This window comes from Marinomonas sp. S3726 (assembly GCF_000967665.1).
Classification (GTDB): domain Bacteria; phylum Pseudomonadota; class Gammaproteobacteria; order Pseudomonadales; family Marinomonadaceae; genus Marinomonas.
Map to the genome: position 1 here is coordinate 140,749 of NZ_JXYC01000018.1, position 24,778 is coordinate 165,526.

Annotated in this window: 20 protein-coding genes; 3 read left to right on the forward strand and 17 right to left on the reverse strand. The window is 38.4% G+C overall.

Going from position 1 to position 24,778, the window contains the following annotated elements; translation table 11 throughout:
* Nucleotides 1-7: 7 nt before the first annotated feature.
* The gene (locus TW85_RS15255; RefSeq protein ID WP_046017999.1) at nt 8-1,135 is read right to left on the reverse strand and encodes an ABC transporter permease; all 1,128 of its coding nucleotides are present in this window, start codon (nt 1,133-1,135) and stop codon (nt 8-10) included.
* 399 nt (nt 1,136-1,534) lie between these two features.
* Here TW85_RS15255 and TW85_RS15260 point away from each other — a divergent pair, with 399 nt between their 5' ends.
* Together TW85_RS15260 and TW85_RS15265 are read left to right on the forward strand one after the other, a co-directional pair.
* A complete protein-coding gene (locus TW85_RS15260) occupies nt 1,535-2,494 on the forward strand; it encodes a sugar ABC transporter substrate-binding protein (RefSeq protein WP_046018000.1) in 960 nt (319 codons plus the stop codon).
* 121 nt (nt 2,495-2,615) lie between these two features.
* On the forward strand, nt 2,616-3,479 hold the full coding sequence (locus TW85_RS15265) for a MurR/RpiR family transcriptional regulator (protein WP_046018001.1): 864 nt from the start codon (nt 2,616-2,618) through the stop codon (nt 3,477-3,479).
* Here the strand turns inward: TW85_RS15265 and TW85_RS15270 are convergent, their stop codons facing one another.
* From TW85_RS15270 to TW85_RS15330, 13 genes are all read right to left on the reverse strand, one after another.
* Nucleotides 3,480-5,093 (reverse strand): diguanylate cyclase, encoded by a 1,614-nt coding sequence (locus TW85_RS15270; protein ID WP_046018002.1) that lies wholly within the window; start codon nt 5,091-5,093, stop codon nt 3,480-3,482.
* Nucleotides 5,094-5,206: 113 nt separating this feature from the next.
* On the reverse strand, nt 5,207-5,803 hold the full coding sequence (locus TW85_RS15275; protein WP_046018003.1) for a hypothetical protein: 597 nt from the start codon (nt 5,801-5,803) through the stop codon (nt 5,207-5,209).
* 148 nt (nt 5,804-5,951) lie between these two features.
* Nucleotides 5,952-8,495, reverse strand: coding sequence for an ExeM/NucH family extracellular endonuclease (locus tag TW85_RS15280; protein ID WP_046018004.1), 2,544 nt, complete (start codon nt 8,493-8,495; stop codon nt 5,952-5,954).
* Between the two features lie 948 nt (nt 8,496-9,443).
* Nucleotides 9,444-9,794 carry a 5-carboxymethyl-2-hydroxymuconate Delta-isomerase gene (locus tag TW85_RS15285; protein ID WP_046018005.1) on the reverse strand — a complete coding sequence of 117 codons (351 nt, stop codon included), beginning with the start codon at nt 9,792-9,794 and terminating at the stop codon, nt 9,444-9,446.
* A 3-nt stretch (nt 9,795-9,797) separates the two neighbouring features.
* Nucleotides 9,798-10,613 (reverse strand): class II glutamine amidotransferase, encoded by an 816-nt coding sequence (locus TW85_RS15290; protein ID WP_046018006.1) that lies wholly within the window; start codon nt 10,611-10,613, stop codon nt 9,798-9,800.
* 6 nt (nt 10,614-10,619) lie between these two features.
* Nucleotides 10,620-12,509, reverse strand: coding sequence for a vWA domain-containing protein (locus TW85_RS15295; protein ID WP_052702233.1), 1,890 nt, complete (start codon nt 12,507-12,509; stop codon nt 10,620-10,622).
* 84 nt (nt 12,510-12,593) lie between these two features.
* Nucleotides 12,594-13,073, reverse strand: a complete 480-nt coding sequence (locus TW85_RS15300) for a YcgN family cysteine cluster protein (RefSeq protein WP_046018007.1) — start codon at nt 13,071-13,073, stop codon at nt 12,594-12,596.
* Nucleotides 13,073-13,369: a YcgL domain-containing protein gene (locus tag TW85_RS15305; protein ID WP_046018008.1), complete on the reverse strand. Its 297-nt coding sequence runs from the start codon at nt 13,367-13,369 to the stop codon at nt 13,073-13,075. Before TW85_RS15305 ends, TW85_RS15300 begins: the two co-directional genes overlap by 1 nt.
* 43 nt (nt 13,370-13,412) lie before the next feature.
* The gene (gene rnd, locus TW85_RS15310) at nt 13,413-14,555 is read right to left on the reverse strand and encodes a ribonuclease D (protein WP_046018009.1); all 1,143 of its coding nucleotides are present in this window, start codon (nt 14,553-14,555) and stop codon (nt 13,413-13,415) included.
* 1 nt (nt 14,556) lies between these two features.
* The gene (gene recR / locus TW85_RS15315; protein ID WP_046018010.1) at nt 14,557-15,153 is read right to left on the reverse strand and encodes a recombination mediator RecR; all 597 of its coding nucleotides are present in this window, start codon (nt 15,151-15,153) and stop codon (nt 14,557-14,559) included.
* Between the two features lie 31 nt (nt 15,154-15,184).
* Nucleotides 15,185-15,511 carry a YbaB/EbfC family nucleoid-associated protein gene (locus TW85_RS15320; RefSeq protein ID WP_046018011.1) on the reverse strand — a complete coding sequence of 109 codons (327 nt, stop codon included), beginning with the start codon at nt 15,509-15,511 and terminating at the stop codon, nt 15,185-15,187.
* 11 nt (nt 15,512-15,522) lie between these two features.
* Nucleotides 15,523-17,868 (reverse strand): DNA polymerase III subunit gamma/tau, encoded by a 2,346-nt coding sequence (dnaX, locus tag TW85_RS15325; RefSeq protein WP_046018012.1) that lies wholly within the window; start codon nt 17,866-17,868, stop codon nt 15,523-15,525.
* Nucleotides 17,869-18,186: 318 nt separating this feature from the next.
* Nucleotides 18,187-19,134 (reverse strand): helix-turn-helix domain-containing protein, encoded by a 948-nt coding sequence (locus TW85_RS15330; RefSeq protein WP_046018013.1) that lies wholly within the window; start codon nt 19,132-19,134, stop codon nt 18,187-18,189.
* Between the two features lie 109 nt (nt 19,135-19,243).
* Between TW85_RS15330 and TW85_RS15335 the strand changes: the two genes are divergently transcribed.
* Nucleotides 19,244-19,711, forward strand: a complete 468-nt coding sequence (locus TW85_RS15335; protein WP_046018014.1) for a nuclear transport factor 2 family protein — start codon at nt 19,244-19,246, stop codon at nt 19,709-19,711.
* An 86-nt stretch (nt 19,712-19,797) separates the two neighbouring features.
* On the opposite strand, the gene TW85_RS15340 is transcribed toward TW85_RS15335, so the two are convergent.
* The 3 genes from TW85_RS15340 to TW85_RS15350 form a co-directional block, all read right to left on the reverse strand.
* Nucleotides 19,798-20,973: a hypothetical protein gene (locus tag TW85_RS15340; protein ID WP_084616347.1), complete on the reverse strand. Its 1,176-nt coding sequence runs from the start codon at nt 20,971-20,973 to the stop codon at nt 19,798-19,800.
* A gap of 170 nt (nt 20,974-21,143) precedes the next feature.
* The gene (locus TW85_RS15345) at nt 21,144-22,793 is read right to left on the reverse strand and encodes an electron transfer flavoprotein-ubiquinone oxidoreductase (RefSeq protein ID WP_238326228.1); all 1,650 of its coding nucleotides are present in this window, start codon (nt 22,791-22,793) and stop codon (nt 21,144-21,146) included.
* A 103-nt stretch (nt 22,794-22,896) separates the two neighbouring features.
* Nucleotides 22,897-24,660: an acyl-CoA dehydrogenase family protein gene (locus TW85_RS15350; protein ID WP_046018015.1), complete on the reverse strand. Its 1,764-nt coding sequence runs from the start codon at nt 24,658-24,660 to the stop codon at nt 22,897-22,899.
* Nucleotides 24,661-24,778 lie beyond the last annotated feature (118 nt).

Below are 24,778 nucleotides of genomic sequence, written 5' to 3' on the forward strand. Positions count from 1 at the left end.
ATCGAAATCAATGTCGCGCTTCAGTGACACGCTTACGAATGTAGTTATTGAATAGCACTGCTGCTAGCAGCATGACCCCTAGAAAAACCCTAAACCAATCTGAATCTATCCCTGTAAAGAAGATCCCCATTTGCACCACACCAAATATAAGTGCGCCTAAACACGCTCCGATCACTGTGCCATAACCACCTGTTAATAAAGCGCCACCAATAACGACAGCGATAATGGCTTCGAACTCTTTTAATACACCTCGGTCAGCAGCAGCGGAACCAAATTCAAATACCTGACACGCGGCATAAACGGTTGCAGTAAAAGCCGTGAACATGAATAGTGATATCTTTACTTTGTCGACAGGTACACCCACATTGCGAGCTGCCTTATCATCACCACCCACTGCATAAATCCAGTTACCATATGATGTTCGAAGTAATATCCAACTACTGATAGCAGCTAACAGCAAACACCAAATAACCACCATAGGAATGCCTTCAACGATAGGCGACCCATCTTTATAAGAGTCAATTACTCCCATATCCGCTAACCAAACAAACAAGCCATTACCAAATGTGCCGCCAAATAATGGTGCTAACCAGTCATTTTCAGAAAACTTCTTAACACCACCTACTATGGTGCGGTTAGTAAAGAGAATGGATAATGCGATGGTCAAACCACGTAAGATAAAGAGAAAGGCCAAAGTAACGATGAATGATGGTAAGCCTGTTTTAACGACAACATAGCCATTAAGATAGCCAATGAACATTGCGCCAATAAAAGCAAAGATGATTGCAGCCCATATTGGCCACCCCCAATAAACGGCCGGTATGGTCATCATCATGCCCGCGAAACCTATCATGGAGCCAATTGATAGATCGAACTCACCTGCAATCATTAATAGGCAGGCGCCTATTGCAATTACGCCAAGCTGAGCAGAAACAGTAACCCAGTTAATAACACCGTCAGCCGCGAACATACCTGAATCGCCTGCTGTTAGAATAAAAAAGACAAATACCAAAATAGCACCCGATAAGGAGCCAAATTCAGGCCTGTGTAAAAGTTTCTTCCAAGCTGGAACACTTCTTATACGCTCATCTTTTTCTTGCGCTGCGACATTCACCGCTTGCACTGAATCACTCATACTCTGTCACCTTTCACTTTTATATTTATTTTTGCTACTAAATCACTCTTATCCAGCATTCTAGGCAAAACCTTAAACACTGAGGAAGAACCCAAGATCAATTCCAAGAATGAAACCATGTTAGAATATTTGTTTCATTTTTGAAACATTTTTTTAATTTTCATTTCAGAAAATCGTTACAAAAAAGTTATTAAAACTCAATTAATATATATTTAAATTAATAAAAACAACAAGATAAGAAAAACCATCAGCATGAAACGAAATAATTTAATCCATTGCCAATATGAAATTTATATTCTATTATGGTTCTGCTCTTGTATATTAATCGTACAAAACGTGTTTTACCTCTCAGGTAAAATAGTCAAAATAAAAATAATTTTGTGTGAACGGAGATTAGTAATGAAAACCTTTTTAAAGAAAAGTACCGCTCTATTAGTGGCTAGTGCTGCGACATTTGGCGCAATGTCCCTCTCTACTACAGCCCATGCAGAAGGCGAAAGATTTGTATTTGTATCCCATGCACCTGACTCAGATTCTTGGTGGAACGTTATTAAAAACGCCGTCAAACAAGCGAGCGATGACTATGATGTACAAGTAGATTATCGAAATCCGCCAACAGGTGATTTGGCCGATATGGCAAGAATCATAGAACAAGCTATCGCAACAAATCCAGACGGTCTCATTGTCTCAATTGCTGATTTCGACACTTTAGAAGGCCCATTAGAAAAAGCCAAAAAGCGTGGCATCCCAGTTATTACAATGAATTCAGGTACTCAAGAGCAATCTGCAGCGCTAGGTGCTCAGCTTCATATTGGACAACCTGAGTTTGCAGCAGGCTTAGGGGCAGGTCTTAAAGCAAAAGAAGCCGGTGTCAAAAACTTCTTATGCGTAAACCATTACATTATGAACCCAGCATCTGTTGAACGTTGCATGGGATTTGCCAAAGGTCTAGGTGTTGAGTTAGGTAGCCAAATGATAGACTCTCAAACTGACCCGACCAATGTTGAAACCAAGGTATCTGCTTACCTTCGTAAGAACCCTAATACACAAGCGGTTCTCACATTAGGGCCAACATCCGCTCACCCGACCTTGAGGGCACTTGAAAAAAACAAGATGCATGATCAGGTCTATTTTGCGACCTTTGATCTAAGTGGTGAAATTTCTAGCGCGATTAAAGATGGCCGCATTGATTTTGCAATTGACCAACAACCTTACTTACAAGGTTATTTACCCATTACATTCTTAACACTTAATGCCCGTTACGGATTAATGCCAAGTAATGACGTCAACTCTGGCCCTGGATTTATTACTAAAGCCAATATTGATTTAGTCGAAAAACTTGCTGGTGAATATAGATAAGATTTTTTGTGCCCTTGTGCTATCGCTCAAGGGCACACTTTATCTTGTTAGCAATCTTCGCAGGTATTCAAGCATAAAATTGTTTATAATGACGCGTTAACACCTTGTCCAGGAGGCTTTTTTGCAAGCACCAACCTCTTTAGAAGATTTACAACAAGCCATTAGTAAAGAATATGAATCTTTAAGCAAACGCTTACAGCAAGTGGCTCGTTTTCTACTTGAACATCCGAACACGGTTGCACTTGAAACTGTCGCAAGTTTAGCTGAACAATGCGATGTACCACCTTCTACGTTAGTCCGTTTTGCTGCCGCTTTTAATTACAATGGTTTCACTGAGATGCAAAACTTGTTTAGGCAGTCTTTAGTTGAACAAACGTCGAGCTACAGTGAGCGCGTACAATTAAGTCAGAGCACCACTGCTAATAATATGGTTAACCCCAGTATTATTTTAAGTGAGTTTAGTAGTAGTAATGCTTTCTCAATGAAGCATATGAGCCACCACTTTCCTGAGACAATGCTTAACGATGCTATTACTTTATTAGAATCTGCAAACAATATTTATTTGATTGGTTTACGTCGTTCCTTTCCAATTTCAACCTATTTTGCATACAGTTTAAGACACTTAAATAAGCCAACCCACTTGATTGATGGAACAGGTGGTATGTTAATGGAACAGGCCAGCAACATACGTAAAGGAGACGTTATCATAGCAACCACTTTTAGCCCTTATGCTAAAGAAACCGTTAACGTTACTGATTTTGCCTATAAGTCAGGGGCAAAGGTGATAGCACTAACCGATAGTAAATTAAGCCCTCTTTCGGCCATTTCTGATTTATGTTTTGACATTAAAGAAGGTGAAGTGATGGGATTTAGATCGTTAACCTCATCAATGACATTAGCCCAAACACTTCTAGTAGGTTTAGCGTACAGGTTAAACAGTGACGGTATGCTATCAGATACTCAAACAACACCTTGGAATAAGTAGTTAATTATCCATATTATGATAATTAACTATGGTGTTACGCCCCATTTTTTTTGCCAAATATAAGGCTTTATCTGCTTTGATAAAAAATGGATTAGCCTCTATCTCATTTACAGCTAAAGTGTGATAATAACCCACACTAATACTCACCCTACCTAGATAGGATGATTCATGCTTTATATCTAACCTTAATAACTGCTCTTTGAGTTCGGCCAAAATGGATTCAAGCATTTCTACAGGTAAACTGTAGGCTAGCAACACAAGCTCATCACCACCATATCGACAAGCAATAACATTAGTGTGTTTACCTTCTATTTCGATTAATAATGAAGCAAGTTTTATTAGAAGTTCGTCTCCTTTTTTATGGCCGTAATGATCGTTATATTGTTTGAAATAATCACAATCAATCATGCATACACAAAAGCTTTCATTCGCTTTAACCGTTTTATACCAAAGTCTTTCAGATAACTTATCCATATGCCGCCTGTTGGCAAGGCCTGTTAAATAGTCCTGTCTAGCAACAAGCTGTAGACTTTCATTCTTTTCCCTAAGCTGCTCTTGTTGATACTGAACCCTTTCAAGCAACCGATTAAAAGCACTGACAATTAAGTTCACCTCCAAGGTATTAAATCTAGGGAATTTATATTGGTAGTTGCTGGTTTCATTAATTCGGTTTAGTTCAGACGAGATGTATTCCATTGGTTTAACGACTTCTCTGGAAATTAAACGAAAATACAATAAAGGAATCGCTAACCCTGCTGAAACGCCCAAGATTAAAGTTAAAGAAAGGAAATCTTGTTTTGCCTGTTCTGAGTCAGCTTTAAAAGAAATAGATATTAAATTATTGCCATTAATATCAGGCAAACTAAAAGAGAGGTAACCGTTATCATTAATATAAGAATAGTTCTGATTAATATCATCAAACATATTATTAGATAGCACACTGTAGCGTTCATTTTTGGCCCACTCAACGTCAATGCCTAGCTGAGTCTCTGAGCGCCACTGGTCAATTAACACTTTATCCATCTTTTGAAAAAAGATTAAATACCCAGATTGCTGATTATTTATGGGATTGGTAATCTTTGAGATGCCATATAAGTGAGGCACTTCATCTGTAATATAAATACCGCTACTCGATACTGTATTTTGGTTAACACTATCTAGGTGATTAATAATCGCATCTAGTTGAATAGGCTCAATATTAGAAATATTATGCTGGTCACATTGTTCGTCGTCAAAAATTATCTCACACTCAAACTTTGTTCTTCTTTGCTGTGTAATAAGCTTTACACCGGATAAACCTGCCGCGTGAAAGGTACCAAACACATAGTTTTTATTTATGTATTGAACACCTTCTCCAACGTCTTCCATATAATTATAAGTATCCTCCCAAACACCATAGTCATAAGACCATACTTGGACACTTTTAAGGCTAGATTTAATCGCTTGAACAACTCGTTTAAAATCCTTTTTATCAGACTCTACTTGTATAGCTTGAATTTGAGGAAGCTCAATCCAGTACCGTATTGCTGCCTCGCCGCAAACAACCAGTAATAGAATAATTAGAAAAATAAACCTAAGCCTGTATTTGACAGACTTAGCTTGAACTCTTTCCAAAGCATCACTCCTCTAGTGAAACAATGCTTTAGTATAGTTAGTATATTTAAAAGGGAAGTGTAATGATCTGTATACAAATTTAGCGGATTTGAGAAAGACAAAAAATACTTAAATTAGAATTTAAATCTCACACCCATACTTAATACTGAGTAACCACCAAAATCTGCATCAATATCTTTATAACTAATCTGAAGATCAGATGTATCACCAATATGACCTAAAAGCCCTAACCCAAACACACGATTAGAACCATCAAGCTCTTCAACAGCTTCTGCACCTGGGTTAAAAAGCTGTCCTTCTTTAGATGTTAAATCCCAATAGGCTTTGCCGTAGAAAGGAATTAAAGAAACCGATTCCCAAGCAAAACGATAACCTATAAGTATTGCCTGATGGCTTAATGAATATCTGTCTGATGCACCACCTAGAGAAAAATTCTCTGCAAATAATGCATCTAACTGAAGGATAAAGTGGCTTTTAAATTCATATCCGAATGAAACATCTAGCCCAAATGCATCGGTACCAACGCTTTCGTTAGCAAAATTATTTGCAATATCAATATTTGAATAAACAAAACCTGGGGAAATAAAAAAACCATGGGACACTTCAGTGCTACTCTCATCTTGGCTAGTTTCATCTAATTCATCAGCAAAAACTGGTGATGCCATCAAACCAATACAAATACTAGCTGCACACAAACTTATTTTATTCATTTTCCTTATAAATTCCTTTTACTCTATTTAGAACAGCATATTATCAAGTAAAAGCAGTTTGTACAGCCGAGTAATAAATAACAAGACCACAAAAAAGCCGTCACTTTAAATAAAGTGACGGCTTTTTAATGGCTAGCAAATTTACTCACTAACCCCAAAGAAAGGAGAAAAGACGTTTAAAAATATTAAATAATATTTCTAACGGTGACTCATGCTTTGGTTTTTCACCATGATCACCACGTTTTGTATATTCAATTTCAATAATCACAGGATCATGATCTGAAGATGAATACGCATTAGTCGATTTAGCCAGATCACCAGTATATTGGCTTGAGTACTCAAACAAGTTAGATTCAGCTGAATTGATATGCCAATCATCAGTTGCAACAACTTTACGTAAAAGTGACTTATTAGCTAAAGCATGGTCAAGACTACCCAGTTCACCACTATAAGTATAAGAGTGAGCTTTTGGCCCTTGGAAATGTTCAACTAGGTTTGTAAAGCCATATGATTTAGCGGCTTCAACCGCTACGCCACCATTAATCGCTTCACCGTTCAAGCTAGCTTGCTCAGCTGTCATAATTTTACGTTCAGAAGCACTCGCATCATAATCAGTCAAAACGCGGATTGGATCTTCTTTACCATAGGCATTTAAATCACCCATAACCAAAATATCACCTTTTACGTTTTCAGCTAAATAATCACCCAGTGTTACAGCGGCAGAAACCCTAAAAGCGTTACAGTTACCTTGGGCATCATTTTCATTCGCTGTATCTTCGATACAAGCAGAACCTTTAGATTTCAGGTGATTAACAACTATGCTCAACTTACGCTTAGTTTCTTTATGCTTGAATTTTTGTAGCAAAGAGACACGCATATATTTATCAAACTGCTCACCTTCAGAGTCGGTACCATGTTGTTCAGGCATATCAATCTTAACAGCGTTGCCAACCAAAGAAACGGCATCCGCACGATAAATTAAGCCTACAGCAATAGCATCGGTACCAACATTATCGCCTGCCGATACATAAGAATAAGGCAAAGCACTAGCAGGTTGAGTTGTATTAATTTGATCAACTAACGCAGCAATGGCACTAGTATCACTAAAACCGTTATTCTCAATTTCCATTAAGCCAACAATGTCCGCATCTATCATGCTTATTGCATTTGCAATTTTAGCGATCTGGATTTGATATTCACTGTCAACTTCTGCACCGCGGTTATCACCAAAAGCATTAGCGGCACCACCAAATGGTGAATTGAAAAGGTTTAATACGTTAAAGCTAGCAACACGAAGATTACCATCATCCGCTAGAATTGGACCGTATGAGGTACGATCAGATTCAAGATCACGAGAGAAGTCAGACTTTGCTAATACCACATCCTCACCTGCAATTAGGCGATACTGACTGTAACTATAAGCAATTACACCCTCTAGATTACTAATGCTATCTCCAACACGAATATAACCATCTTCAGGGTTAAAGTCTGGGAAGTAAGGAACAACACCATCTGCAGGCTTGGCATCCGTATCGATATAAAGGGTACGTTTAGCGTTTTCTTCTGCAACCTTAACTTCGTCTTCGGTACCAGCTACATGAAGGTGTGTTGATTTATATATAGGTTCTGCATAACTCATAACCATGTTGTTACGATAAGAGCCATAATCAAAACTAAAATTACGAGACACAATTAAATCAGAGTTTGTAGTTGTCACAAACATACCTTCATAAGGCTCTAATTGATCGTGAAGTAAACTATCAGAATTAAGATCAAGCTGTGTTGATTGGATTTGGTTATTTGAACTCAAAATTTCATAGGCACCTGAGTCCATAGAAATTTGGGTTGAAGAGTAATACTCAGAGACTTCACCTTGTACACAAATCTCATCACCGACTTGAAGTCCTGTAGGCGTAGTATTGCTATATACGAAGAGACCATCTGATGTAGAGGCATCACCATCACCCGTGGCATCTTGAATAAAGAAACCTGAATACAAACTAGTTACTATGTCAGTAACAATCCCTGATGTGTAGTGCGTACCACCTGAAAAACTACCTTCAATGATTAATGGACTAGTATCACCACTTCCTTGAATTGCATAGGTAGGTGTTAATACCGCACCAGAACAAGAAAATGGCTCAGGCTCAACAACGTCACCATTTGGAGCAACCCCCATACCATCATAGTTATCTTTTGCTAATACATTCCATGCAGCAGCATTCCATACCCCATCGGCAATGACTGTATTATCAACTCGGTCATAACTTGCGTCTTTAGCAAAGTCTGTATCACCATATTGACCGAAAAAGTCTAAGGTTTGGCCATCACTAATACGTACAATTGCGACAGGATCATCGCCATTAAAGTTAACAGACGATGATGTTTGGTTCGCTATAGCTAATAGCGCATCACTTGCTGAAGAACTCGCAATAACAAAAACACCACCAGCAGCTAAACTTACATTATCAAAGTTAATATCGTTTGGTGAATTAGCATCACCATTAGAATATTTAACTAATTTATAATCTGATAAGCTAACTTCTGCTGAACTTGTATTATAAATTTCAACGGCTTTATTATAGCTACTACCTTCGACATATTGACTAATAATGAGCTCTGCTGATGCAGTAGAGGCAACGACACTGGCGATTGATGTCGCTAGAATCGTTTTAACAGGTATGCTTTTCACTCTTGATCTCCATTCATTTTTTTGAGCCAGAAATGAATGCTAATTCTTTTAGCAAATGAGATTAAATAATTCCTTTTATATCCCAACTTCAAGCTATTATTTTTTTATACGTAAAGAATGAGCATAAAAAATGACAGTATTAAACTGTCATTTTCATACACTTTCTGCAATATGACACAATCTTGACCGTTCGAACAGCCTTAAGCAGAAAATATTCATTATTTAGAATAATCCATAAAACTAAAGCGAATATCAGATATAAACATGCATACTTATCACTATTAGCTAAATTATCATGTATATTGAAAATTTCTAAAAGCTCAATTGAAGAATAATTTAAAAGGAAAATGGCTATTTTAATGGTGAGTTTTTTATTGATAAGGCTTTATCAATGAAGAATAATTTTAATATATTTCAGTATGATTAAGCTGCGATAAAATTTGTTAAAAGCCTAATACATTCAGCATTAATACATAGCCATTGAGCTTGTTTTTCTATGATGGAATTGTTTTATTGGCTTTAGATTTCACACTATGAAATCAATTAAAATAAGGAAGGTTTTGTATTAAATGCACTTCTATAGCAGCCAGTTTAAATCTATTCACTCTATAACTAAAAGGCATTCTATATAGAAACCTAAAGACAGAAGCGCGCTAAGCGGAGAAAGGTTAGCTCATATAATATAGCCATTTTACTGAATGCAAACGGGCTGAAAAATAGCGAACTTACTAATAAGTCATCCCGGTTCATCATGTAAATAAAAGCACCTAAATTTATAGCAATATTCGCAACTTAATAATCATTCTGTGAATAAGACACTTAACGTGAATATAAGACTCTTAGACTATACTGTCTGGGTCTTTGAATAGTGTCTATTCGACACGTCTGGAAGGCAGCAGACTGAGAAAGTATGACTTAATCTCAGCCTACTTGTTAAATCATAACGATCTAATTAAGAATTTGTTTTGCATAACATTCAGTGTCTAGATCATTAATTTCAACTGTGACAGACACCTTAGCTAACGGCAATACCAACACAGAATCTAAAATAGATTTAGAAAGCAGTTTTCTTTGTAACATGTTTCGCCCAGCGAGCAACTTGACCTCAATATGTATAAAATCAGCATTATCAGTCTGGCCAGCTGACTGATAATAATCATAGGAAATTGCTCGTGTCTTAATATCTTTTAACTCAAACAAAGCAGATTTCAGACACCCTTCTGTCACCTTATCCATTAAAGTTTCTATCTCAATTTGCCCTTTTAGCGCACTTGCATACTCAATAATACAATGAGGCATACCCTACTCCTTTTGCTCGGTATTAAGTGGTTGATCAAGCTCTTTTTTAATTTGTGAAATGAGCTCACCTTGGGAGAAAACACATAATTCACCCGTTTGCATTTCATGCCAAACTTCATCATTTGTTAAAGGTTGAGTCGCTATGACAGTCACGACATCTTTATCTGTAGTCACTTCTTTGAAGTCAATACTAACGTCATCATCTGATAAGCTCGCCTGTTTGAAAGGTGCTCGACGAGTAATCCAGTGCAATTTAGTAGTGCAATAGCAAATTAGCTTATCGCCATCTGAAAGCATCATGTTAAAGACACCCATAGACCTTAATTCGTCTGCTAGCGTATGTAGTTTTTTAGATAAAATTTCAACACTTGGCTCTGAATCAGGAAAAGCTTCTTGTAATCGTGCAAGTATCCAACAAAAGGCTTTTTCAGAATCAGTACTGCCTAACACTTGATGAAAGCCAGAACAGAGTGATTCTGAATTCTCTAATTGACCATTATGAGCATAACTCCATGTTTTCCCCCACATTTGACGATAAAACGGATGGGTATTAGGTAAACACACTTCACCAACATTTGCTTGACGTATATGGCTAATTACAACATCACATTTTAATGATGTTTTACTAATCACCTCAGCCATATCAGAGTCAGCACTAGGTCTAGGATCATGAATACACCAGACCTGTCCTTCTCTATACATAGCCACACCCCAACCATCTTTATGAGGCCCTGTTTTCCCACCTCTTGCTCTTAAGCCAGCAAAACTAAAACAAATATCAGTTGGTACATTGGCACTCATGCCAAGCAGTTCACACATAATCTTTTACACACTCTCTTCTGTGTTTGTTTGATTCGATTTTTTACGTTTTCGCATCCACCATATTCCCCCCCCAATGGCGAGGAATACAGCCAAGTTTATTAAAGCGTATACAAGGATTTCACTACCAGAAAAGCTAATGTCGTTTTCATCATCTTGTGCCTCACCCTGTTCACCTGACATAAATGCTTCGGCCGACTCAGCAGCTTCATCAATACTAGCCTGTACATCCTTCATTAATTCAGTCGCATCAATTTCTATTTTTAACTTTTCTTCTAAGCTTTCATTTGTTTGTGCTTCAAGCCCTGAAAAGCCCTCGCGACTTTCTGCCAAGAAATCAGTAACGGCTGTTCCTGGTGCTACATCGGTTAACAAGTTAGAGGATTCAGGCTTGTTATAATTAAATTTTAGAGGGTTAGTTGTATAATCAAACCTTACTCCCGTTTGCGTAACCCCTTTCAACCTCACCTTCGCTGTAAAATTAACTTTTTTACTTGGTACAAGCTTTTGCCAGAAACCTGCACCTATGAGTGGTAATTCTTCTTCGACCCTAGTCGCATCCATATAATCCACTTCTAAAAAAGCCTGACTTCTAAACAAATCTAAACGCAAGTTTGAAGGCTTAACGCTAAACGACATTAAGCCATAATCTTCTTCTTTCACTGAAAGGCTTACTGCTGGTGTCACCGTAAAATACTGGCTTAGTTTCCTAGCAAATGACTGACCATCCAAAAAGCTTCTAAGCTCGTAATCTCCTTCAAGAATTAAAGATTCAAACTTATTCTTGAATTGATAACTAGATTGAGAAAGCTCCTTATTATCAAGTACTTCTAAGATCTCACCTCTGTGTCTAATAAGAGATTGCTCAGCTTTCAATACCTCCAGCAAAATAGGGTCTTGAATTAACTCACCGTTCTCATATAAACCAATACTAGAAAAAAGAGGTTCATTAACAAATAGCACACTCGCAATATTACTAGCTTCAACTTTCAAGTTAGTAACAATACGAATACTCGACTTTTCAAGATCCACATCCTCAACTTGCCACGTCCCTAGCATAGGTTCTTCTACTGTCACTAAGGTATAACGTAGTCCATTTGCAACCGTTACTTTCTGATCGTCTTTTAAAGATAAAACGTCACCTTTTGGCGCAATTACTTTAGGCTTTTTCCCTAACTTGTGAAAAACCAGCAAGGTAAATTCTTCGATACTATCGTCGATAAAAAAGGTATTACCTTCAAAAGGCAATTCATCCGCTTTATTAGCACTAGTAAAAATACGATTGAAGGTACTTAGTAGATCTTCCGGAACGGCAACCTCTGTATAACTAGCATTTGTTTTTACAGATAAGGTCTTTAGTAGTTCAGAATCGGTATAGCCCGTCATAGAAACTGTGTGGAGCTGAATGCCTTTTTCAATCAACTCATCTAGTATCGGGGTAAGTATTTTTTGGCGAGATAACTCATTAACGCTAGGATCTAAACTGATATCAACCATCCCATCAGTAACAAGAATCCAATGTTGCTCACTATCAGTTGCAACCCCATTCGCAGCAGGGGTATCCAACATCAACCTAAGTACTGACTCAAGATCTGTCTGCAGATCTTCGGTGATATAGCCACCTAGATTATTTTTCAGGCTAACTTTAAGTTCTTCTGTGATGGGAGTTTCAGGAAGTAAGACTCTTGGCTCTTCACCAAATAGCCAAACCCCTAGACTGGATTCTTCTTCTGGTGCTAAGTCTGCAATCAATCTTAGGGATTCGGAGGTTAATCTATCTGGATCACTTATTACCATACTGCCAGATGCATCAACTATGACACGAAACTGCGTACTCGCATAAATATTTAAGCTTGTACCTAGCAGGCATATAGCCATGATAGCGCGTAACAACATAGATCTATCCTTAAACAATAACCTGTATTTGCTTACTAAATTGTTTTACTAAATTGAGAACAAATTACCAAAGCAAAAGACACATTATCCTAAGTCTAGATGCTCCGGCATGCCATGTACCCAACGTATTACATGGGTTTCCCAATCTTCTTCGGCAACTTTATTTTCACTTACAGCATAATCGCGAACACTTAACCCTTGACGAAGCATCTGAGAGTTATCACCTACCAATAAAGGGTGCCAATCAGGTAGTTTGCCCGTTTCATGATGCACTCGATAACTACATGTATCAGGCAACCAAGAAAACGCTTCTAACTGCTTTGGAGTTAAGTCAACACAGGATCTAACATGCTTAAACCTTTGAGGGTAGACCTTGCACTGACATGTTTTTATATTCAATTGATGGCAAGCTAAATCCGTATAAAAAATCTCATCCGTTTCATCATCCTGTAATTTCTGCAAACAACATTTGCCGCAACCATCACAGATACTTTCCCACTCTTGCTCGTCCATTTGCTCTAAGGATTTACTTTCCCAATAAGGCTGGTAACGCTTAGCAATCATTAATATGCAGCCTGAGTTGGTGTCATATACAAGTCTAACAATGAGTCATCTTTAGCCGGTGGTAATTGTAGATAAAAACCCTGGTCACGAATTGATGTCAAAACAGTTACCGCATCCGTTCTAGCCAGTTTTTTGTTTTCATCCAGTAATAACACCATTGCAGGTGTTCCTCGACCAAAGCGCTCCATCAGAGCTTCAGGCACAACTGATAACCCATCTTCTTTCGCAACATAGATATACATCTCATCCTGCTTAGTGGAACGATAAACTTGTACAATTTTTCTTTCTAATGACATAAGGAGTTACATTTCAGTTTGATTTATATTAATTGCAAAAGGTTTATGCTTTAGCAAAACGCTGCAAAATGGGTTCTATTATCTCTTCTTTACGCCAGCCTGTCATAGTAGGAGGCGTTAATATAAGCGCTTCATTTAAAAACAGGTGACGTACAATTGGATCTAGCTGTTTCTTTTTCAAAGCGGCTTCTGGCGCTATCCCCAAGCCTTTCGCTTTTTCTAGCACAAACGCTTTTATTGACTTAGATAATTCACCAGCCTGAGAAGGCAGCGGCATGTCTAACGCATTTTGATATTCATCTTTACTAAGTTCGTTTACCAGCGCCACCGACTTTAAAATATGCTCACCATATAACCTATGCTGCCGCCCTGTCATTTCTTCCGTTCTTGATAACGCATTATGAGTATCAGGGAAGAACTTCGCGATAGCCCACAAAGTACGATCCTTAATGACCTGACCTTTGGGAACATCTTCATCACGGGCAGTTTTATCGCGCCATATAAATAATATGCGTAACAGAGTCAGGCTTTTTTGATTCAAACGCCAAGCCGACTTCACATTTGACCAGTTTTGCTCAGGGTCACTATTAAGCCTGTACTGATGAGTAATAGCGAGTGTATCTTCAAGTACCCAGTCCAGCATATTTTTTTCTTTCAATGTCGTAATTTGATTTTCATAAACATCTATCAAATACACTACATCCAAAGCGGCATAACGTTTTTGCGCTTCTGTTAAAGGTCGCTTTAACCAATCTGATCGTGTCTCGTCTTTTGCAATTTCGATATTTTTATAGGCAAGTATCAATTTCACATAACTTAACGACCACTGGCCACTAACATAGGCTTCACCAACCTGGGTATCATAGAATGGTGTAGGAACAACCCCTAACAAGCGATCAAAAACTTCTAAGTCTTCGGAACAAGCATGAAATACTTTCACTACATTAGGGTTAGTCATTAATGCGGTGAGATCATCCCAGTTAGAGATTGCTAATGGATCAATTAAAACAGCACTTTCACCATCACTAATTTGAATTAACCCTGTAATCGGATAAAAAGTTGTACGACGAATGAACTCAGTATCCACAGCAATCACAGGTAGACTTGCGAAATGCGAACACCAAAGTGCTAGATCAGCATCACTTTCCACCCAAACGATAGGTACGTCTTTTTCATTTGTACTCATTTTATAACTTTTTCCGACCATCTAGAGCCAAGGCAAGCGTGTTACCATCGACATATTCTAATTCACCACCCATGGGAACACCGTGAGCAATACGTGTAATCTCAATTTCTTTTGGTTTTAGCAACTCAGCAATATAATGGCTTGTTGCTTCACCTTCTAATGTCGAATTAGTTGCAATAATCACTTCTTTAACATCATTTTGGGTCACTAAGCTTTCTAACCTATCTAACCCAAGCTCATCAGGGCCAATGCCATCAATTGGAGATAAATGCCCTAATAAAACAAAGTATCGCCCATCATAACGTCCAGATGCCTCCATTGCAGCAACATCGGCAGGGGTTTCGACAATGCAAAGTGTCTGGGCATCCCTATCCGATGCACTACAAATTTGACACTCGAGATCTTCTGTCAAATTACGGCAACTCGTGCATCTTCCTACTTTATCTAAAGCAGTTCTTAACGTTTCTGCTAAACGATCGGCACCTTGATGATCTCTTTCTAGAAGATACAATGCCATCTTTTGTGCTGATTTAGGACCAACACCAGGCAAACATCGAAGCGATTCAATTAGTTCAGCAATTAATGGGCTAAATACCAATTTTAAAACCTTTTATATAATAATGAATGGATTAGAAAGGCATTTTAAAGCCAGGAGGTAAAGGCATACCTTCTGTTGCTGCATCCATCTTAGATTTCTGAGTTGATTCAATATTACGTACAGCATCGTTAACAGCTGCAGCAATTAAGTCTTCAAGAATTTCTTTATCGTCTTCAAATAAACTGTCATCTATTTGCACACGCTTAACATCGTGACGACCTGTCATAGTAATTTTTACAAGACCAGCACCAGACTGACCTTCAACTTCCATATTTGCAATTTCGTCTTGTACCTTTTGTACATTCTCTTGCATTTTTTGCGCTTGGCGCATGATATTGCCCATACCACCTTTAAACATTTTCTTCTCCGTTAAGCTTTGATTTTTACACTGTCATAAATTAATTGCCCACCCATAGTACTCGAAAGAGCCATAACAATAGGATGAGCATTAAGATGGTCAATTGCTTCTTGCATCGCTTGAGCGCGCTTGCTTGCTGCAAATTCCTCCGCTGTTACACCTGAAACGTCTGCCACAGTATCTATAATCAGCGGCACGGTTTCATTAAAGTAATGACTAACGGCATCTTGAATTTGTTCGTATCTAACTTGGTTCAACATGTGGCCATACTCTAATGGCACTTCAAGTTTAATACCTTGCTCTCCTGCTTCTAACATACAGGAGTTCATTAAAATATTTTGCACCAATCCAGTTAAAGGTAAACGCGGTGCTATCAACCACCAAACTTGCATGGTCAATTCAGAAAAATGATTTAATGTCTCAACGTCCATCCCTAAAGCTGGCTGTACAATCACTTCTGCTTTAGTGAAAGACACATCTAACTGATTAGTCGCTATTGGCTTTTCTTCAATAACTAATTCAGCGTCCTCTTCAACTGGGTTCGTTATTGTAATAGCTTCAGATTGCATGACGGCAACTAACTCAGCCGAACGATCAAAAACAGCCTCACCTATCTCTTCAATTTCATCGTCGTCATTTTCATCTCCCTCTACTAAGACACTTTCTTTTGTAGAAGATTCCGCTGCTGACTGACTTTGCACCTCTTGTATTGGCTCAACTTCACCAATAGCGTCTTTTTCAGTCTCAACATCATTAACCAAACGACTTATGTCAGCCATTTTTGCTGTTGCTTCAGCATCATTTAATGGCTTTGGTTTTTCATCTGGTTCAAAAGGAGGCGTTTGCTCATTAGTTCTTGAGTCAGTAACTTTTTGCGCATTCGATTCAACTTTTTCTTCTGTTGAAATATTGCTATTTACTTGTTCTGAACTCTCTTTATTCACATGGTCATCCTGATCCTTATTAAGGGATTGAGATTCACCAATATTTGAGGCGAGTTCGACAGCATCAGTCACTTCATGCTTAATATCTTCGTTTAAAGACGCACTCTGTAAACTCGTATCTAGAGACTGAGCATCCTCAACAGAAATATTTTGAGGCGGACTTACTTGACTAGATTGAGAATCATTAGATGTTTCTTGAATCTGGGGTTTAGCGTTACTAGCCGTTAATGGTGCAGCTGTCTCTTGTGTAACTACGGGGTTACTCTCAACTCCAGTTTCTGCCTGAATTTGCTCAGAAACAGGCACAGAGGAAAGAGCAACACTAGCAGCAGGACGAAAGGCAATAAGCCTTAATAGCAGCATTTCAAAACCAGCTTTAGGTGAATGTGCTAAAGGTAAGTCACGTTTGCCTATTAGTAAGGTTTGATAAAAAAGTTGAATCGTTTCACTCGATACCTGCTGAGCAATCATTTTAACACTTGCCAAGTCACCTAACTGATCCTCTAAAGCGTTTGGCACTTGTTGCTCGATGGCAATACGATGTAAAAGGTCAAGTAATGAAGCGCAAATGGCTATGAAATCAGGTTGATATTCCGCCAATTCATTTATTAATGTTAATAATTTTGCCGCATCGCTTTGCACTACCGTTTCCAATAGTTTTACAACTTGAGCTTGATTAACTAACCCAAGCATGGAAGTCACATCGGATTCACTAATGTGGCCATTACCAAAGGCAATAGCTTGGTCAGTCAAACTTAAAGCGTCACGCATACTTCCATTAGCAGCTTGACCAATTTGCCATAACCCAGCCTCATCATAGCTAAGTTGCTCGGTCGTCAGGATTTTCTCTAAGTAACTAACAACACGCCCAGGGGACATGTTTTTCAAATTAAACTGCAGACATCGAGATAAAATAGTAACAGGTAGTTTTTGAGGGTCAGTCGTTGCTAACAGGAATTTCACATGAGCAGGCGGTTCTTCAAGCGTTTTTAATAAAGCGTTAAAGGAGTGAGTCGACAACATGTGCACTTCATCGATTAGATAAACCTTAAAGCGCCCTCGAGTCGGAGTATATTGTACGTTTTCTAATAACTCTCGAGTGTCTTCAACCTTGGTTCGAGAGGCCGCATCGACTTCAATTAAGTCAACGAACCTTCCTTCAGCTATTTCGACACAACTGCCGCATGTGCCACAAGGCTCAGGAGAAATACCATTCGTTTCGCAGTTTAAGCATTTTGCAAAAATACGCGCTATTGTGGTTTTACCTACACCTCGTGTGCCTGTAAACAAATAAGCGTGATGAAGCCTCTGTTGCTTAAGCGCATTAACCAGAGCTTGAAGAACATGATCTTGACCTGCAAGTTCAATAAAGTTTTGTGGACGCCATTTACGTGCTAATACTTGATAACTCATGATCCATGCTAGCTAATTTTACGCGGATCTTCATTGTACGGTAGTCAGACTGATGGGCCAACACTTTAGCTAACTAAATTGTTGAAACTTAATAATATTCAACTATTTGAACAATAAACAACCAAGCTTAACAATATTAATAATCACAACTAAATCCTAGCTATGGCTGTGTATCTAGCTATTCGTTAACTTCACATTCAAAATGATCATTAGACAGCTAACTTTAAAGAAGGCTTGAGTTAATTTTCAACTACCCTATTTATTAAAAACAAACGTCAGTTCGCCATCACATCAAAATTCAATCTATACCATATATTTTTAAGTGAAAGTTTGACGATACTGACTAGGGCTTATGCTCGTATGCCGTTTGAATAACATTCTAAAAAACCGCACATCTTGATAACCAACGGCATCACTCACTTTCTCCACACTCCAATTAGTTTCAAGTAAATAATCCTTCGCCAATTCAACTCGCATATATTGCACATAAATAAGCGGCGCCATACCGACAGCAGTTACAAATTTTCGCTTTATTTGTCTTTCACTTAAAAAGACTTTTTTAGCAAGTACATCCAACTTGAAAGACTCGGCTAGGTGATCTTGAATCCAGTCTTGTAACATATGCACCTGTTCATCCAAATGCCTTCTCACCTTATCTGGCGTTCGGTACATTTGCTGACTTTTACGAGTAAAATCTAACATTAGCAATTTAGCGCACTTAACTTTAATTTCCTTACCAAAGTGATCCCCTATCATATTTAAAATAAGATCTTGATAAGCATTGGCCCCACCACTGCTAGACAATCTTCCTTGCTGACAAATCACCTCATTACTTTGCAACAAAACATTAGGGTATTTTTTGATAAATACATCATCATATTGCCAATGAGTTGTTGCAGTCTTTCCGTCCAAAAGGCCTGTCTCAGCCAATAGAAACGCCCCTGTACACAAACTAATTAACCTGCTGCCTCGTTCATAATGCTCTTTTAACCAAGCAATCAATGACGGCTCAAATTTTAACGCATCTGAATTTATTCGCCCAAGTGGTGCCAGAATGACATAGTTGCTTTTATCAATGTCTTTATAGCTTTTAGTTACCTTAAATTCAAAATCGCTCGTAGCTTGTAAAATATGCTCCGCCGCGACGATTTCCAACTCCATTTTATATTCATTATCTACCAAGCTATTCGCCAGCATGAGCATTTCATATGGACCAAGAACACTTGAAATAGGAGACCCTTTACTAACCAAAATATTACATTTCATCCGACACCCCTAAATCTGTCCTAATCACATACCTAGGTTAGCATTAATACCACTTACCCAATACTAAAAGCTCCCTTAAAATAGGATTAAATGGATTAAGGAAAGAATAATGTCACAGAACAAACATACACTTATCGCATTTTACCAAGCCTTCCAAAAACTGGACTATCAAACCATGGCATCTTGCTACCATGAAAAAGCAGAATTTAAAGACGAGGTATTTGACCTTAAAGGACAAGAAATTAATGCTATGTGGCACATGCTCTGTGATAAAGCGACCGACTTCACACTGAGCTTTGATATCGATGAATCAAGCAACGAACTCAAAGTAAACTGGCAAGCCAACTACCTATTTAGCCAAACAGGTAGGCCAGTAGAAAACAAGATCACGGCAAGTTTTAAATTTAAAGATGGTAAAATCATCAAACACACAGATGAATTTGATTTCTGGCGCTGGTCCAGACAAGCCCTTGGAGTGCCCGGCTACCTTATGGGGTGGTCACCTATGCTAAGGTCTAAGGTTAGTAATATGGCAAATAAGAACTTAATGAAATTTATTGAGAAAAAGTACGACTAAGCACTAAATGTAAAAAAGCCTGATAAAGTATAAGTCGATATTTTATCAGGCCAAATCAGAACACTCTTTTACACATTCAAAACAAATTACATAAGCGCTCTACCGTTATCACCTTGCTCATAAATCATCAGACTGACACGAGAGAGAACTTTAATATCTTCCATAGTGATATTAAGTGACATTTCACCATTAGATATACGGCCAACAATCCCTCTAATATAAGCTATATCATTCTTAGCTTTAGGCACTCGTGTCGTGATAAAAGTAAACCAAGCCTCATTCATATTTTTTAAGACTTTTTTAATCACCTCTTGATTCACAATAGTAAAAGGCTTATCAAGATTGCCACCATCACGCAGAATGTCGTAAATAATATGACCCTTCTTTTTTGCCTTCATCATATTTTCAGTGTTTAGCTGCAACTCAGCGATATGACCATTACTCATCTGTAAAAAGAATTTGATATCTTTGTAACCCGCTGCCGTAGCACCACAATTATATTCTTCGTTTTTACTGGTTCCATATCTGTCTTTCATAACAGATTGCTTAGACTTAATAACTTGAAACTCATTTGTATTAAAAATCAGGTTTTTAGCTTCAACCATATCGTCTAGATCTTTGAAGATAATAGTCATACGAGCAGCGTCTTTAAGGTCACCCATATCGTATTTACGCTTACGGTTTGTCACCTTATCTAACGCACCATGGAAGTCTTTCAAACCGCCATAAGCACCAGGTGGCTGCTTAAGCGTTGCATTCTCAACCCCAACAACACTTTGAATTTCTTTAGAGTACTCAATCAACTCCATTTGTGCTGTTGCAATTTCTTCAAACATTAAAAACAGCTGCTTACGCTTCAGTTGCGTATTAGCAATCTGATGCCTTGCTGCATTATCAATATTACCACTTTCCATTTTTGCTCGAGTACTCGCATCTAGGTAATTTGATAAGGAACCTTTCTTCGTCATGATATCGAGAATGACCTGATCTTGCTGTTTGTTAGCGGCATTCTTATAGTCAAACGTTTCTATCTTTTGCCTTAGGGCAGCAAGCTTTGGCTTTAAGCTGTCATTCTTCACCAACCGAAAACCTTGGGTTAATTTTCCTTGTTGGTTAATCTTTGCCATTACCGCAGCCTTTCTTTTTTTCACTAAGGCTTTTTCTTCTTCAATAGCATTTTTTTGATCTAACTGAACAACAAATTCGTTCAAGATCCCAAGCATTTCATCATCCATACCGGCATTAATTTGAGTATCTGGCATCATTCATGTCCTAATTTCTTAATTAGCGATAGGTGATTTTTAACATCATAATTAAGCAAAATCACTTAAATGGGCAAAAAACCAATTAAACTCCACAGGAAAAACACATTAACTCTATCTAAAACAAAAAAGGCGACCCATCGGTCGCCTTTTTAATAACAAATTAACCTTTACATGTTTGGATAATTTGGTCCACCCGCGCCTTCAGGCGTAACCCAAGTTATATTTTGGGCTGGATCCTTAATATCGCAGGTTTTACAGTGTAAACAGTTCTGAGAGTTAATTTGAAAGTTCTTCTCACCATCTTGTTCTAGAATCTCATAGACGCCAGCAGGACAATAGCGCTGCGCTGGTTCAGCAAACCTAGGTAAGTTTTGCGATAAAGGAACACTTTCATCTTTTAACTTCAAATGGCATGGCTGATCTTCCTCATGGTTAGTACTAGATAAAAACACAGAAGACAATTTATCAAAGCTAAGCTTGCCATCAGGCTTAGCATAATCAATCTCTGAATGTTTGCTAGCATCTTCCAAGGTCGCAAAATCAGGCACTTCATCTTTAAAGGTAAATGGTAGCTTTCCGGCAAAAATATTTTGATCAAACCAGTTATAGGTACCACCCAAGAAAGTACCTAACGTATGTAATACAGGCACAAAGTTCTTAGTTTGATTAAGCTCTTCATATACCCAAGACGCGTTAAATTTCTCAACATAGGTATCAAGTTTGCGAGGTGCATCTTCCATTCCCAAAGCATCAAATATTGCTTCAGCTGCTAACATCCCGGACTTCATTGCCGTATGCGTACCCTTAATTTTACCAGGATTTAAAGTACCAGCATCACAACCGATTAACATACCACCTGGAAACACCATTTCAGGCAAGGACTGTAAGCCACCTTTAGCAATTGCCCTCGCACCATAAGAAACACGTTTACCATTCTCTAAATGCTTAGCAATGACAGGGTGATGTTTGTAACGCTGGAATTCATCATAAGGACTGATATACGGGTTGCTATAGTTAAGATCTACAATTAAACCGACAGCAATTTGATTATTTTCTAAGTGATAAAGAAAACCACCGCCGCCAGCATCACCATCTAAAGGCCAACCTGCAGTATGAATTACAGTACCTGGCTTACTTTCTTCTGCTGGTACATCCCACAATTCTTTGATACCTAACCCATAATGCTGCGGAGAGACATCTTTATCTAGGTTAAAGTGAGCAACAAGCTCTTTACCAAGATGTCCACGGCACCCTTCAGAAAAGACAGTGTATTTAGCTTTCAAAATCATGCCTGGCATGAAACTGTCTTTTTCACTTCCATCTTCGGCAACACCCATGTCGCCAGTGATAATACCTTCAACTTGGCCGTTATCATCTAAAACTAATTCAGCAGCACTGAAACCAGGGAAAATCTCCACTCCCATCTCTTCAGCTTGCTCAGCCAACCAGCGACATAAATTACCTAAACTTATGGCATAGTTACCATCATTATGTAATGTCTTAGGTATCATCCAGTTGGCAAATTTAATTCCTTTGGATTCATTTTTTAGCCAATGTAATTCGTCTACATTAACTTCTGCATGTAAAGGAGCACCCTTGTCTTTCCAATCAGGAAATAATTCATTTAACGCTTTTGGATCAATTACAGCACCAGAAAAGATATGAGCACCTATTTCAGAACCCTTTTCAACCAAACAAACACTTACTTCTTTGTCAGCTTGTTTAGCCAATTGCATGATGCGGCACGCAGTTGATAATCCTGCAGGACCACCACCAACAATAACGACATCAAACTCCATCTCATCACGTTCTATCATTTTCCCTCCAACAACAGGTGAAAACCTTTTTATTATTTTATTGTATTAATACGACTCATAATCAAAAAACACCCCTAGCTGCTGCCCAACTAGGGGGGATACTTTATCGTTCGAAGCTTTGCGCTGATAAAGCAGAAACACTTTCCAAACCAGAAAGAATAGTTTGGTGTTGAGCATTCGCTCTAGGCAAAATTTGCTGAATATAAAACCCTACAGATTGATGCCAAGATGCTTTTTGTTCATCAGATAAGTTTGAATCAGGCAGTTTAGCCAAGGCTTTAATCTGTAAACAAGCACCAACAACATAGCCAGTTTGCATCATTAGGGCATAAGCCGAGCCAGTACCTAATACAGCATCTTCTTTCATTTGATTCAAACAAGTCTGTTTCGAAAGTGTTAACTCAGCAAGTGCAATTAACACTTTATCAGTACCCTTGATGCCTAAGCTTTTAGCCACTTGCACTTCTGCAGTCAGGTCTTCTATCCAGTTACTAAAACCTAAGCCCTTGTCAGAGTACATTTTTCTTCCGATTAAATCGAGAGCTTGGATACCATTTGTACCTTCATAAATAGGTAAAATCCGCGCATCTCTGGCATGCTGAGCTACACCAGTTTCTTCAATGAAGCCAACACCACCATGAACCTGAATAGCTAAAGAAGTAATTTCTTGCGCTTGCTCTGTAATCCACCCCTTAACAATTGGGGTATACATGTTAACTCTTTCCTTGTGACTTCTTTGCTCCGGCCCTTCTGTAGAATTAGCCAAATCAATTTCTACTGCCGCACTTAGCACAAGAGATCTCATTGCATCTATTTGCGACTTCATTGTCATCAACATACGCAATACATCAGGGTGTTCAATGATAGGTGCTCTTTTGCTTCGATCAGCACTCATTCCTTGAACGCGCTCTTTTGCATAATCAAGTGCTTGTTGATACGCACGCTCAGCAATAGCTAAACCTTGAAGCCCAACCCCCTGTCTTGCATTATTCATCATGGTAAACATAGCCATAATGCCTTGATGCTCTTGACCAACTAGGTAACCAATTGCGCCTTCATTTTCACCAAAGCTCATGACACATGTTGGAGAAGCATGTATACCAAGCTTTTTCTCAACAGAAACCACAGTTACATCATTACGATCGGCTAATGATCCATCATCATTCACTAAAAACTTAGGAACTAAAAATAAAGAGATACCCTTTACACCAGTTGGAGCGTCAGGTAAGCGAGCCAATACCAAATGAATGACATTATCTGTCATTTGATGGTCACCCCAAGTAATAAAGATTTTCTGTCCACTGATAAGGAAATGATCATCTTTAGGGACGGCTCGTGCAGCAATTGCAGCTAAGTCTGAGCCTGCATTGGGTTCAGTTAGGTTCATGGTACCAGTCCATTCACCACTGATCATATTGGGAAGATATTTATCTTTAAGGGATTGAGAGCCGTGTGTTTCAATCGCTTCAATTGAACCTTGACTTAATAATGGGCACAGGGAAAAGGCAAGGTTTGCAGACATAACACCTTCATTGACTGCCGCTGCTAATGAGAATGGTAGGCCTTGACCACCAAACTCTTCAGAACCAGCTAAAGATGACCAACCTCCTTCCACATATTCTCGAAAAGCCTCTTTAAAACCAGCAGCTTCTTGAACATCACCATTTACTACTTTTGACCCTTCTTGATCGCCTGCATGATTTAAAGGGGCAATACATTGCTCAGCAAGTTTGCCTGCTTCAGTTAGAATCGCCTCAACTAAATCGGCATCAACCTCTTCATCCCTGTGGGCGTTAAGTCGAGCCAAACCAGCAATTTCATTTAAGCTAAATAAAATGTCATTTAAAGGATAGCGGTACTCGCTCATTATTATTGTCTCCGAGTCTATTAACCGTTTATTAACTATTATCGATGTTTTATAGAATGGTCAAAAAAGCTCAAGCTCTCAATAACATTATTTCCCTATATTAATGACAAAACAGCTC